Annotated in this window: 9 protein-coding genes; 3 read left to right on the forward strand and 6 right to left on the reverse strand. The window is 71.5% G+C overall.

The features are described from left to right. Positions 1–54: 54 nt before the first annotated feature. The 3 genes from ACFYPA_RS02050 to ACFYPA_RS02060 form a co-directional block, all read right to left on the reverse strand. A complete protein-coding gene (locus ACFYPA_RS02050; RefSeq protein WP_359084143.1) occupies positions 55–2,406 on the reverse strand; it encodes a GH92 family glycosyl hydrolase in 2,352 nt (783 codons plus the stop codon). A gap of 139 nt (positions 2,407–2,545) precedes the next feature. Continuing rightward, positions 2,546–5,152, reverse strand: coding sequence for a PA14 domain-containing protein (locus ACFYPA_RS02055; protein ID WP_389128846.1), 2,607 nt, complete (start codon positions 5,150–5,152; stop codon positions 2,546–2,548). A 437-nt stretch (positions 5,153–5,589) separates the two neighbouring features. Next, positions 5,590–6,303: a (2Fe-2S)-binding protein gene (locus ACFYPA_RS02060; protein ID WP_359311777.1), complete on the reverse strand. Its 714-nt coding sequence runs from the start codon at positions 6,301–6,303 to the stop codon at positions 5,590–5,592. Between the two features lie 234 nt (positions 6,304–6,537). On the opposite strand from ACFYPA_RS02060, the gene ACFYPA_RS02065 reads away from it, so the two are divergent. After that, positions 6,538–7,878, forward strand: a complete 1,341-nt coding sequence (locus ACFYPA_RS02065) for a DMT family transporter (protein ID WP_389128849.1) — start codon at positions 6,538–6,540, stop codon at positions 7,876–7,878. Here ACFYPA_RS02065 and ACFYPA_RS02070 read toward each other — a convergent pair. Continuing rightward, positions 7,848–9,200, reverse strand: coding sequence for a transglycosylase family protein (locus ACFYPA_RS02070; protein WP_359311772.1), 1,353 nt, complete (start codon positions 9,198–9,200; stop codon positions 7,848–7,850). The two genes, ACFYPA_RS02065 and ACFYPA_RS02070, sit on opposite strands and share 31 nt — an antisense overlap. Positions 9,201–9,383: 183 nt before the next feature. On the opposite strand from ACFYPA_RS02070, the gene ACFYPA_RS02075 reads away from it, so the two are divergent. Together ACFYPA_RS02075 and ACFYPA_RS02080 are read left to right on the forward strand one after the other, a co-directional pair. Further along, positions 9,384–10,484, forward strand: coding sequence for a LacI family DNA-binding transcriptional regulator (locus tag ACFYPA_RS02075; protein WP_359311769.1), 1,101 nt, complete (start codon positions 9,384–9,386; stop codon positions 10,482–10,484). Between the two features lie 43 nt (positions 10,485–10,527). Beyond that, positions 10,528–10,845: a hypothetical protein gene (locus ACFYPA_RS02080; protein ID WP_389128853.1), complete on the forward strand. Its 318-nt coding sequence runs from the start codon at positions 10,528–10,530 to the stop codon at positions 10,843–10,845. A gap of 26 nt (positions 10,846–10,871) precedes the next feature. Here the strand turns inward: ACFYPA_RS02080 and ACFYPA_RS02085 are convergent, their stop codons facing one another. After that, positions 10,872–12,227, reverse strand: a complete 1,356-nt coding sequence (locus ACFYPA_RS02085; protein WP_389128855.1) for an ROK family protein — start codon at positions 12,225–12,227, stop codon at positions 10,872–10,874. 207 nt (positions 12,228–12,434) lie between these two features. After that, entirely contained in the window at positions 12,435–13,028 is a 594-nt protein-coding gene (locus tag ACFYPA_RS02090; protein ID WP_359084154.1) for a TetR-like C-terminal domain-containing protein, read from the reverse strand. Between the last annotated feature and the right edge of the window lie 304 nt (positions 13,029–13,332).

Consider the following 13,332-nt stretch of genomic DNA (forward strand, 5'->3'; position numbering starts at 1 on the left):
GCCCTTCCCCTCATTCGATGAGGGGAAGGGCGCTCGGCGTGTCGGGGGGGGAGGTCAGCCCAGCGCGGGCGGCGCGTCCTCGGGCGAGGTGCCCCAGGCCGACGGTTCGCTGCCCACCGTGAAGGAGAGCGAACGGGCCGAGCGGATGTCGTCCGTGGTCAGGTAGGTGCGCGACTGCTGCGCACCGTCGAGCCGTGCCGACTGGATGTAGCGGTCGGTGTCCGAGGCCCCGGGCGCGCTCACCGTGAGCGAACCGCGCGGGTAGTACCGGCGGTCGAGCTTGATGTCGACGCGCTCGAAGGCCGGCGTGGACAGACCCCAGGTGTCGGTGCCCGGCTGGACCGGGAAGACACCGATCGAGGACAGCACCATCCAGGCGGACATGGTGCCCAGGTCGTCATTGCCCGTCATGCCGGTCGGGCCGTTGGTGAAGAGCGTCAGGGCGGCGTGGACCACATCGGTCGTCTTCCACGGCTGGCCGGTGGAGAGGTAGGTGTACGGGGCGATGAGGTCGGGCTCGTTCTGCGGGTTGTACTTGTCCGCGTTGTAGTACGCGTACGGGCCGTTGACCCACACCTCGCGCGCGGTCTTCGCCGGGTCGGCGAGGAGCTTGTCGTACGCGAAGAAGGAGTCGAGCCGCTGGTTGGCGGCCTCCTTGCCGCCGATCAGGTCGACCATGCCGGGGATGTCCTGGGGCACCATCCACTGGTACTGCCAGGACGTGCCCTCGTGGAAGCCCTCGCTCTGCGCCGGGTCGGCGGGGCCGGTGAAGGCGCCGGAGGCGTCGCGGGCGCGGAAGAAGCCGGTGGAGGGGTCGAAGATCTTGCGGTAGTTCTGGGCGCGGGCCTCGTAGCGCGCGGCGTCGGCGTCGTGGCCGAGGTCACGTGCCATCTCGGCGAGCATGCCGTCGGACAGGGCGTACTCCAGGGTGGCGGAGGCGCCGTGGTCGTAGTCGGAGTCGCCGGGCTTGGCGTGCGGACGGTCCTTGACGTACGGGGCGTAGCCGTCCTTCAGGTACTCGACGTTCGCCTCGCGGCCCACCGGTGCGGAGTCCGTGGCCGGCACCCCGTCGGCGTTCTTCTTCAGCGCGCGGTACGCCTCCTCCTCGTACCCCTTCAGCAGGCCCTGCTGGTAGGCGTTGGTGAGGAAGGGGGTGACCGGGTCGCCGGTCATGATGTTCGTCTCGACCGTGCCGTAGCCCCACTTGGGCAGCCAGCCGCTCTCGGCGTCGATCCGCAGGACCGATATGGCCATGTCGCGGGACTCGCGCGGGGCCAGCAGCGAGAGGAGCTGCGCCTGGGTGCGGTAGGTGTCCCAGAGCGACCAGTTCTGGTAGTAGGTGAACCCCTTGGCGCGGTGGGTCTTCTGGTCCCAGCCGGTGTAGCGGCCGTCCACGTCGCTGCCGACGTTGGGCGCGAGGAAGGAGCGGTAGAGGGAGGAGTAGAAGGTGCGGCGCAGTTCGTCACCGCCGCCCTGGGCCTTCACGCCTTCGAGGCGCTCCTCCCACGTGCGCTGGGCCGCGCGCTCGACGCGGTCGAAGCTGTGGCCGCCCTCGGCTCGGAGGTTGAGCGCGGCACCCTTGGCGTCGACGTAGCTCAGGGCCGTGGTGGCCTCGACGGTGCGGTCCTTGGTGGTGTCGAAGCGCAGCCAGGCGCCGTTGCGGGCGTCGGTGGCCGAGGACTTCTTCGACCCCTCGGTGACGGTGGCGCCGTTCCAGGTGCCGGACGTGGTGAACGGCCGGTCGAAGTGGGTGACGGTGTAGACCGTGTACGCCTTGGTGTCCTGGCAGAAGCCGCTGCCCCTGATCGCGGTCCGCACGGTCCGGTTGTCGAGGATCTCGACCTCGGAGGAGAGCGTTTTGTGCAGTGACTGGCCCGCGTTGAGCAGGACGTTGGCCTTGTCGGTGGCGGGGAAGGTGTAGCGCTGCACTCCGGTGCGCGGGGTCGCGGTCAGTTCGGCTTCGATGCCGGTCTTGAGCCCGACCCGGTAGTAGCCGGGGCTCGCCTGCTCGTCGTCGTGGCTGAACTCCGCCGCGTACTTCGCATAGTCGGTCTCGGTGACGTCGCCGGTGGTCGGCAGGGTCGGCAGGTCGCCGCCCAGGCCGCAGCCGACCCCGGAGAGATGGACCGAGGAGAAGCCGCGGATGTGGTTCTCGCCGTAGTCGTACCCGGTGTTGTGGCCGGTGTCCGGGGAGAGCTGCACCATGCCGAAGGGCACGGAGGCGCCGGGATAGGTGTTGCCCTCGTTCTGGGTGCCGATGAACGGGTTGACCAGGTCGGTCAGCCGGCCGTCGGTCCGGGGCGCGGCCTGGGCCGTGGCCCCGCCGGTGAGGACACCGCCCAGGAGCGCGGCGGCGGCGAGTGCGGCCGCCGGGCCGCGCAGTCGCGGCCGTGGGATCCGGTGCATGGGGATACTCCTTCGGACAACGTTGTCAGAGCGCGATCATTCTTGGTTCCCCATTGATCCGCGTCAAGGGGTGGGACGGGGCCGCTGTGGTCCGCCCCGCGAAGGGAAGGTCCACAGCGGCCCGAGAGGTCGGACCGGGTCAGGCGGTGGGGCAGCCCGCCACGACGTCCTTCGAAGCGTCGCGGATCAGCGCCTGCTGGGCGTCGTGGACCCGCTTCACATCGGGCTTGACGACCTTGCGGTCGTAGGTGAGCAGACCGTTCAGCTCACCCTCCACGTCCGAGATCTGGGTGTACACCGCGCCGTTGCCGCCCTTGCAGGCCAGCGCGTGCACCTCGTCGAGCTTGGTGAGGTAGTCGTCGGTGTAGGTGGCCGGGTCGACCGCGATGTACGACTGCTGCACCGCCCAGGCGTGGCCGGGCACCGCGAGTCCGAGTCCGCCGTACTCGCCGCTCATCAGGGCCCGTCGCCCGTCCGGTGCCGGCAGTGCGGGGCTGGGGTAGCCGTGCTCGTCGATGATGTCCCCGGTGCCGCCGTCGACGCCCAGGTTGATCCCGGACATGCTGTTGACCAGGCGCGTCGGGTCCCAGGCCTTGGCCTGGTCGGCGATCCGGGCCTCGTCGTACTGGCCCCAGCCCTCGTTGAAGGTCACCCACATGACGACGGACGGGTGGCTGGAGTGTTCGTCGATCATCTCCTTCATCTCGTGCTCGTACTCGGCGCGGGCGGCGGCGGACGGGTTGACGGTGTTCATCGCCGGCATGTCCTGCCACACCATCAGGCCCAGCTTGTCCGCCCAGTAGAACCAGCGGTCGGGCTCCACCTTGATGTGCTTGCGGACCGAGTTGAAGCCCATCGCCTTGTGCATCCTGAGGTCGTACGCGAGCGCCTCGTCGGTGGGCGCGGTGTGCAGCCCGTCCGGCCAGAAGCCCTGGTCGAGGGTGGCCATCATGAAGACCGGCTTGCCGTTGAGCATGGTGCGCGGGGTGCCGTTCACCTTCTCGACGGCGATGGACCGCATGCCGAAGTAGCTGCCGATCCGGTCGGATCCGACGGAGACCTTGAGCTGGTAGAGGTGCGGATCGTCCGCGGACCACAGGTGCGGGTCCGGGACGGGCACCTTCAGGGCCGATCCGGTCCGCCCGGTGACCGTGCCCACCTTGCGCCTGCCGTCGTACGCGGTGGCCGTGACCGGCACCCCGTCACGTACGCCACGCGCCTCGACGGTGACGCTCTCGCCGGCGACGTCGGGGGTGAGTTTCAGCGAGTCCGCGTGGTCGGCCGCGACCGGCTCCATCCAGACGGTCTGCCAGATGCCGGAGGACGGGGTGTACCAGATGCCGCTCGGGTCCAGACGCTGCTTACCCATCGGCGGGTTCTCGCCGTCCTTGGCGTCCGTCGGGTCGTAGACGCCGACGATCAGCTCCTGGGTACGGCCGGGCTTCAGCGCGTCGGTGACGTCGGCGCTGAACTTGTCGTAACCGCCCTTGTGTTCGGTGACCTTGTGCCCGTTGACGTAGACCTCGGACTGCCAGTCCACGGCGCCGAAGTTCAGCTGGAGCCGCTTGCCCGAGCCGACCTTCCAGTTCTTCGGGACGGTGAAGGTCCGGCGGTACCACATGCGGTCCTCGTGCCGTTCGATCCCGGAGAGCTGCGACTCGACCGGGTACGGCACGAGGATCTTCTCGCCGAGCCTCTTGCCGACCGGCGGCTGCTCGCCCGCCTCGGCCGCGGCGAACTCCCAGGAGCCGTTGAGGTTCTGCCACTTGTCGCGGGTGAGCTGCGGACGCGGGTACTCGGGCAGGGCGTTCTTCGGTCCGACCTTGTCCGCCCACTTCGTGCGGAGCTGGTACGTGGAGTGGTTGGGCCCGCTGGACCAGAAGGCGCCGACGGCCTTGCCGTTCTCGCCGGCCAGGGCGCCGTCACCGTCGTAGCGGATGTCGGCCAGCCCTGTGGCATCACCGGCCTTGTTCCCGACGACCGGCTCCTCGAGGGCGACGGTCAGGCTGCGCGGGTCGGCCGGGTCGGCCTCGACCGCCCCCAGCGGCCACTGCGCGCCACCGATCACGGCGTCCAGATGGTTCACCAGACCGGCCGGAAGGGCCCCGAGCTTCTGGGCGAAGTCGAGCTTGAGGGTACGGCCGTCGGCGAGCACGGTGGCGCCGATGGCACCGTCGTACGCGAAGTCGTCGGGCAGGCGGAAGGCGGACTGCGGTACGGGCACCTTGGTGCCGCCCGGTTCGGTCCACTTCAGGTGGAGGTTGGAGCCTCCGAAGTGTTCGAAGTACTCGACTTTGATGTCGTAGGCGGTTCCGGCGGTCAACTCCACCGGCTGGGAGGTCTGTTCCTTGTCCCAGTCGTCGACCCAGTGGTCGATGACCGGCTTCCCGTCGATCCAGAGGCGGAAGCCGTTGTCCCCGGTCATGGAGAACGTATGGGTGCCGGACTTCTCCGGCACGATCTTCCCGGTCCACCGGATGCTGGCGTCGTCGGCCTGGCCGGTGGCCGAGGTCAGCCGCGACTCCAGGCTCGGGAAGTCGATGGACGGGTCGAAGCCGGTGGCCTTGAGCGTCGCGAAGTCGAAGGCCCCAGGGGCGGACTGGGTGTAGTACTCCCCCTTCAGCCCCTGCGCTTCGGTGGAGCCTCCGGAGTCCTGGCCGGCCGCCGAGGCGGCGGGCACGGCGGACAGACCGGCGGCGCCCACTGCTGCTGCCAAAAACAGAATCAGTCTTTTGTCGATGCGCACGGATCCTCCTTGGTGAGGAAGGGTGGCGGCTCGTTGCCACACGATGTACAACGTTGGAAGGAATGGCAGTTGGCATGACAGCACGCCGGACGCAGGGCTGTCCAGGTCCATGACAACCCCCGATGCGGAGCGGAGGAATTCCGGAAGAGCCCACGTCAGGGCCCTCGGCGCGACGGCAACGACCGGCTCACCGCGCCGGCTTTCGGCATGCCCGGAGCGCGACGGGGATCAGACGGGTCGGTAGAGGCTCAGGCCGACCAGCCACAGCCCCGCCAGCAGGGAGAGCGTCACCATCGCCCGGTCCTGACGGCTTTCCACTTCGGGGGCCGGCGCGGCCGGCTGCTCCGCCGCCGCTTCCCCTCCGTGTAGACCCTACGAAGTCGACGGGGAACGGTCCCCTCCACGCGAGCTTCTGTCACGGACGCTCCGGCGCCTCCTCACCCTCTGTCGGAACGCCCGGACGGGCCCCGGGGTGCCTTGTCGAAGACGCAGTCACCGCACAGCCCGCCGTCCGGCACGCGGTAGTAGAGACAGCAGGTGCCCCTGCGGTAGGCCGGTCCATGGGGCGTGCCCGTGCCCCGCAGATCCGGATGGTCGAACAGTTCGGCGGCCAGGGCGCGGGTGCGCGCGACGGCGTCCGGCCTGCCGTGGGTGCCTGCCCACGTGATCAGTTGGCGCACGGCTCCCGCCAGCGCGGACCCGGCGTTGCCCCACAGCAGCCGGGCAGGCACGCCGGTGTCCCGGCGTACCGCGTCGCCGAGCGGTGCGAGATGGCCGTACTGGACGACGTCCCGGATCCGGGCGGCCGAGCCCGGGAGCACGGTTCCCCCGTCGGACCACAGGTCGTCCGGGGCGGGCAGCCGGGGGTCCCAGTGAAGGTCCTCGGCCCGCAGACCGGGGAAGCCGCCCGTGAGGACCGCCGGCCCGAGGGCGGTGGACCACAGCCGCGCGGCCAGCCCCAGATGCGCGACGGAGGCGGCGACGCGCCGTTCGGTCGTCCCGAGCCGCGCCGCGACGGTGTCGATCCGGCTCGCGAGCGGTGCGCCTTCGCCCGCGTACAACCGCGCCAGCGGAAGGTGACCGCCGTCCGGCACCGGGGACGTCCGCAAGGCGAAGAACCCGCCCGGACCGGCCTCTTCGTTCCCGTTCACCGCGCTGTCCTCTCCCCGTTCCGCCGGCCACCGGTCGTGACGCCGCGGGCACCGGCAGTACCGCGGCTCGCGGTGCACCGTCTCCCTGCGGGATGATCGTTCTGACGTCGGCCGCAGGGAGGACTACCGTCGGGAGGAGGACACCGGGACCGCTCCCGTACTACCAAAGCAGTATGCCGAATCGCCGCCTCAGGGACGACGACGCGGGGGCTTTGAAGGGAGATCGTGGTGTACATGAGTTCCCTCGCGCTGTCCGTGCTGCTGTCACTGGTCTCCGCGGTCGCCTACGCGGCCGGGGCGATCGTCCAGGAGCGCGTGGCCACGGCCTCCGACGGCCGCTCTCTCGCACCGCTGCGCGACCGGGTCTGGTGGGCCGCGGTGGCGTTGAACGGCGTGGGCGCCGTCCTGCACGTCGTGGCGCTGGCGTACGGACCGCTCAGCCTCGTGCAGCCACTGGGCGCCCTGACCATCGTCTTCGCCCTGCCGATGGCCGCCCTCTTCGTACGCCGCAGGGCCGGGGCCACCGCCTGGCGCGGCGCGGTCATGGCGACGGTGGGGCTCGCGGGACTGCTGGCCCTGACCGGGAGTTCCGACGCGCACTCCCTCGGCGGGCCGCAGCAACTGACGCTCGCCATCGTGACGTTCGGTGCGGTGGCCGCACTGATGCTGGTCGCGAAGACCATGCGCCGGCCGGTGATGCGCAGCGTGGTCCTCGCCGGGGCCGCCGGGGTGGCTTTCGGTATCGCGTCGGTGTTCACGAAGACCGTGGCCATGCAGTGGACCTCGGGCGCGGTGGGCGCGGGTCTTCCGACGCTGCTGGTGATCGCCGCGCTCGCCGGGTCCGGGCTGTTGCTGTCCCAGGCCTCGTACCGGGGCGCGGGCCTGACGGCGCCGCTCGCCACGGTGACGGTCGTGAACCCGGTGGTGGCCGCCGCTGTCGGCATCACGCTGTTCGGCGAGCAGTTCCGGCACGGCACCGCGGGCACGCTGCTCGCCCTCGCCTGCGGGGCCGTGGCGGCCGGCGGACTGATCATGCTCACCACGGAACGGATGAGCGCGGAGCGCCGCGAGGGCCGGCAGGCCGCGGACGACGGTGAGCGCGAGCAGACCGCCACTCGTGCGGGCAGGACATCCGGGGGCGCCACCGTCGCCGCGCCCACGTCCGGGGACCGCGGCGCCGGCACCCCCGGGAAGGACGCGGGGGATTTCGCCGGGCCCGCCGGCTCACCGGACCCGGCGGGCGGCGCACCGACCGACCCGGCGGGCACGCTGCCGCGGCCGGTACGGTCGACGACACCGGCCGTCGTGACCTTCACCGAGCCCGTGGGGCCGGCCACCGGCCCCGGGGGGACGACGCCGCCGACGGCAGCCGCGGAAACGTTTCCGGCCCGTCTGCCGCTGCCCGCGCGGAGGCCGCTGGAGCGGCGGGTGGGTCAGGCGGCGTTCGGGCCGGGCACACGGCCGGCCGGCGGCGGAGCGCGCAAGGGCGCGTCTCCCGCGGGGTCCACCGCCTCCGTCACCTCGGCAGGTGACCGGCCGGGCCTTCAGACCCTGACGCCGCCCGCCCTGAGGTAGGCCAGCGGGTCGATGTCGGAGCCGTAGCCGGGGCCCGTCCGGACCTCGAAGTGCAGGTGCGGTCCTGTGACGTTTCCGGTGGAGCCGGAGCGGGCGATGCGCTGTCCGCCGCCGACGTGCTGGCCGGAACGCACCAGGAGCGACGACAGGTGCGCGTACTGGCTGTACTTGCCGTCACCGTGCCGGATGACGATCTGGTAGCCGTACGCTCCGCCCCAGCCCGCCGAGACGACGGTGCCGGAGCCCACCGCCTTCACCGACGTACCGGTGGGCACGGGGAAATCGACTCCCGTGTGATAGCCGCTGGACCAGGAACCTGCCTGGTGGTACGGGGTGCCCGTGCGAGCCGCCACCGGGGCCGAGAGCCCGGAGTGCTTCTCCGCGGTCCTAGGGGCCTCGGTCTTGCGAGTCCCGGTCTTGTGGCTCTCGGTCTTCCTGGGCTTGGGCTGTGCCTGCTGCGTCTGCTTGGGCTTTGCCTGCTTCGGCTGCGCCGCCTGCTCGGGTTTCGCCTGCGGCGTGGGCCGGGCCGACCGCGGGTGCTCGGGCTGCACCGTCCGCGTCGGCGCGGGCGCCGCCTTCTCCTTGGCCCGCGGCTTCGGCTCGGCCTCCGTCTTCGGGGCAGCGCGGGTGATCGTCCTCGGGGTCCCGGCCAGGTCCAGGCTCAGACGCTGCCCGGGAAAGATCAGGTCCGGGTCGTCGCCGACGACCGTGCGGTTCGCCGAGTAGAGCCGCTGCCAACCGCCCTCCAGGCGCCGGTCGGCCGCGATCCCGGAGAGCGAGTCCCCGCGCGCCACGGTGTACGAGTCGCGCTTGCCCGGCACCGTGGTCGGCGTAGCCTTCTTCGTCCCGGCCCTCTGCGGCGTGGAGGCGCGGGACTCGGCCTTCTTCGGCGTCGCGACCCGAGCGGTCCGCTCGGTCTGCGGGCTGATGTCGGGCCCGTCACCGCCCCGTGTCAGGCCCGCCTTCGCGGAACAGACGGGCCAGGCGCCAGGGCCCTGCCCCTCCAGCACCTTCTCCGCGATGGCGATCTGCTGGTCCCTGCTGGCCAGGTCCGCACGCGGCGCGTAGTCCGTACCGCCGTACGCCGCCCAGGTCGACCGGGTGAACTGAAGGCCGCCGAAGTACCCGTTGCCCGTGTTGATGTCCCAGTTACTGGTGGATTCGCACGCGGCGACCTTGTCCCAGACATCACCTGACGCGGCACCTGCCGACGCTGCGGTGATGAGCGGGAGGGCAAGACCCGCACCGCCCGCCGTGACCGTGAGCGAGACGCGGTTCATGCGGCTCGGCTGATATCTGCGGTGCCGTCCGTTCGCGGCCATGACTGGGCTCCCCCACTGACAGTAGGACACGTCGCAAGCGGTCAACTTATGTGCAGACAACGGGTGATGACAAGAGCACAGCGAGTTCCGGCCACCGCCGTGGCCGGTCGGAGGCCACCCCGCCTCCCGTGACCGTCCCCACCCGTCGGGAGAGCGCTCTCCGCTGATGCTATAAATGCCCTCATGACGGATGACCCACGATCGGTAGGTACGCCCACGCTCGAAGATGTGGCGAGGGCGGCCGGCGTCTCCCGCGCCACGGTCTCCCGGGTGATCAACGGCGTACGGAATGTCGACCCGGCGATCCAGGACGCCGTGCGCCGGGCGGTCGAGCTCACCCGTTACGCGCCCAACCGCGCGGCCCGCTCCCTGGTGACCCGGCGCACCGACGCGATCGCCCTGGTGGTGTCGGGTGCGGGTGTCGAACCCGAAGCGGGCGGCGACACGGGGCCGGACCGGGCGCAGAGGGCCGGCGAGGACATTGGATCGTCCTTCACCGCCCAGGTCTTCGCGGACCCGTTCTTCGGCCGGATCGTGACGGGGGTGGTCAACCATCTGCGGCCGCGCGGCATGCACCCGGTCCTGATGTTCGCCGAGACGTCACGGGCCCGCGCGGACGTGGTCTCGTTCCTGCGCCAGGGCAGTGCGGACGGCGCGCTGGTCGTCTCGACACACGCCGAGGACCCGCTGCCCGGCCTGCTCACGGACGCCGGACTGCCCGCGGTGCTGTACGCACGGCCCGCCCCGCCCGCCCGGATCAGCTATGTGGATCTCGCCCACCGGGACGGCGCCCGACTGGCCGCCGAACACCTGCTGACCCGGGGCTGCCGGCGCATCGCGACCATCACCGGGCCACTGAACGTGCCGGCGGGCCAGGAGCGGCTGGCCGGGTTCCGCGACACCCTGGCGAGCCACGGACACTCCCTCGTCCCGGTCGCCGAGGGGCACTTCACCCAGGAGAGCGGCGAGGCCGCGATGGAGTGGCTGCTGGCCGAACACCCGGACCTGGACGCCGTGTTCGCGGCCAACGACCTGATGGCGACGGGCGCCTGTCATGTCCTGCGGGAACACGGCAAGCGGGTGCCGGAGGACGTCGCGGTGATCGGTTTCGACGACAGCAGCGCGGCCTCCGCCTGCCGCCCGCCGCTGACCACGGTCCGCCAGCCGGTGGAGGCGATGGCCGCCGAGATGGCCCGGCTGCTGATCGACCAGTTGTCGGGCCCGGACAGGGCGGCATCATCCGTGATCTTCGAACCGTCGCTGGTGGTGCGGGAGTCGGCGTAGGACGGCGTCACGCCACGCTGCCCGACGAGGAGTTGTGCCGGTCGTGCGCACCGGACAGGATCATGGCGTCGCTTTGCCGCGTGATCGGGCATCTTCGGTGAGCCCGACCGACCGGATCCTTCCGCTCGCGGGTGTCGCTCTGGGAGTGCTCATGCCATGCCTGGTGAGCAGCTTGAACGAGCGGGCGAGGTGGCGTCGGCAGCAGTCGGTGCGGTGGGACGAGCACCGCCTGACGGCCTATGCCGAGTACGCCCATGCCGTGAAGGAGCCGGCGGCGCGCTACCACATGATCGCCGCCGCCCGCGGCCTGGCATCGGGGCCGATGGAGCTGCAACCGACGCCGGAAAAGATCACGTCGTAGGGGTGCGCGCACCGTCAGGGCCCTCGTCACCCCGCCGCGTCCGAGGCCGTACGTGCGCGCCCCCTCCCCCGTACCGCCTCCGCCGCCGTCCGGAACCCCGGCCCCGTGCCGGGCTGCGGCTCGGGGGACGGGCGGGTGCCGCCCCTGGCCAGGAAGTCGGACAGAGGGAGCGTCGCGGCGCCGACCGTCACCGCGTCGGGGCCGAGACGGCCCAGCTCGATCGTGGTGCGGGCCGCGGCGTGGCGGAGCGCGTACTCCTGCGCGTAGCGACGGATGTCGGGCAGCAGACGCGGTCCGATCAGCAGGCCCGCCCACCCTCCGAGGAGAATGCGTTCGGGCAGGAAGAGGTTGATCAGGTCACCCAGCGCCGCGCCCAGGCATGCGGCGGTCTCGTCGAGCACCGCGACCGCCAACGGGTCGGCCTCGCGACCGGGGCCGGGGTATGCGGCGGCGAGCAGCGCGGCGAGCGCGGTCTCGTCATCGGCGTCGGCGGGCAGCGGGCCCCCCGCCTCGTGCCAGCGCTCCCGCATGGCCTCGGCGCCCGCGTACGCCTCCAGGCAGCCGATCGAGCCGCACCGGCAGCGACGGCCGCGCAACTGCACGGTGGTGTGGCCCCATTCGAGGGCCATGCTGCTGCGGTCCTCGTCGAGCAGGCCGCCGTGGTTGACGCAGGCGCCGACGCCGGAGCCGATCAGGGCGATGGCCGAGGCCCCCGCGCCGCGGCCGCCGCCGAACCACATCTCGGCCTGGCCGAGGGTCTTGGCGCCGTTGTCGATGAAGAACGGCACCTCCGGGGGGATCCGGACAGCGTCGCGGAGCAGCCGCTCGAAGGCGACGTCGCTCCACCCGATGGTCTGACCGTGGACGACGGATCCCACGTCCCCGACCGCTCCGACCGGTGCGTGGCGTTCGATGATGCCGGGGACGCCGATCCCGATGCCGAGAAGCCGGTGCGGATCGGCTCCGGCGTCCCGCAGCACGTCGGCAACCCCGCTGCGGACGTGACCGACGATGCGGTCGACGTCGTAACCGTGCTGCGCCAGCAGGCGTTCGGTGCGGGCGAGTTCGGTGAGGGCGAGGTCGAAGAGCTCGACCCTTATCCGCGTCTCTCCGATGTCGATGCCGATGAGGAGCCCGCCCCCGGGCGCGACGCGCAGCAGCGTGCGGGGTCGGCCGCCGTCGGAGTCGACGACGCCGGCCTCCTCCAGGAGGTTCTCCGCGACGAGTTCGGCGACGACATTGCTGATGGAACCTGAACTCAGCCCCGTCGCGGGACCGAGCTCCTGGCGACTCAGCGGGCCGTCGAAATACAACCGCTGCAATACCCTGGCCCGGTTACCCCGTCGCAGGTCACGCACGGTCCGTCTGTTGCGCTCAGCCATGTGGCTCCTTCCTTCCCGCAACATACCGCGACCGCAGGACTTGACGCGACCTTCCCTCACCACTTACTTCACGCTATAAATTAATGAGTGCCGGGAGGGGGTAATCCGCCCGGTTCCCGCACACCCACATGTCCTCGCCCGTGGTCCGGAGCAGTTGCTCCCTCGTCCGACCGACACCTGAGATCGCTCGCGCTGCCCGTAGGGCGTTCAGGCTCCGCGTCCGGCCCCGGCGGTCGCCGACCGCCAGTTGGCCAACAGGAAGTGCAGGGCCTCGACACCGCGTTCCCACGACGTCTGCACGGCGCGCGGCGCACCGAAGCCGCCGTCGGCCTCCAGAGCGGTGAAGCCGTGGAACGTGCTGCGCAGCAGCCGTACCGCGTCCGTGAGGTCGGGTTCGGTCAGGCCATAGGCGCGCAGCATCGACGAGGTGGTCTCGATGGTGCGGTGGTACGCGGGCGCCGCGGCGAGGACTGCGGGATCGACGCGCGTCCGCGTCGCCGCGTACCGGCCCGGGCGCTCCAGCGCGAAGGACCGGTAGGCGTCGGCGAACGCGATCAGGGCGTCCCGCCCGGCGCGGCCGGCGACGGCGGCCTCGATCCGGTCGATGAACTCCCCCGCGGCCAGCAGGGCGACCCGGGTGCGCAGGTCCTGGAGGTTCTTGACGTGGGAGTACAGGCTGGCGTCCTTGACGCCGAAGCCGCGGGCCAGCGCGGAGATGGTGACCTTGTCGAAGCCGATCGAGTCGGCCAGATCGGCAGCCGCCGCCACGACCCGGTCGGTCGTGAGCCCCGCGCGAACCATGCCCACCCCAAACCGGCGTACTGCCCAGACCCCTTGGCTTTCCGAAATATACACAGCGCGGGGGCCCCGCCGAGAACCCCGCCGGCCTGCGGTGGTCACGGGTTGCCGTGATCGCCGCGGGCTGGTGCACCGCGCCGGCGGCGCGGGCAGGGACGGCGCGGGCGGCTCGACGGGAGAGCGCTCTCCTCGGTCGGCGGGGTGCGACCTGCTGGACGGCGCAACCGGTGCGTGCCCCCCTGGACGAGGCACGGGCCGGACCGAAGCCGCGGGGAGAGGACGCCGGGAGCGGGCTCCGGATGCGCGA

It is taken from the genome of Streptomyces sp. NPDC005775 (assembly GCF_042871565.1).
Taxonomy (GTDB): Bacteria; Actinomycetota; Actinomycetes; order Streptomycetales; family Streptomycetaceae; genus Streptomyces.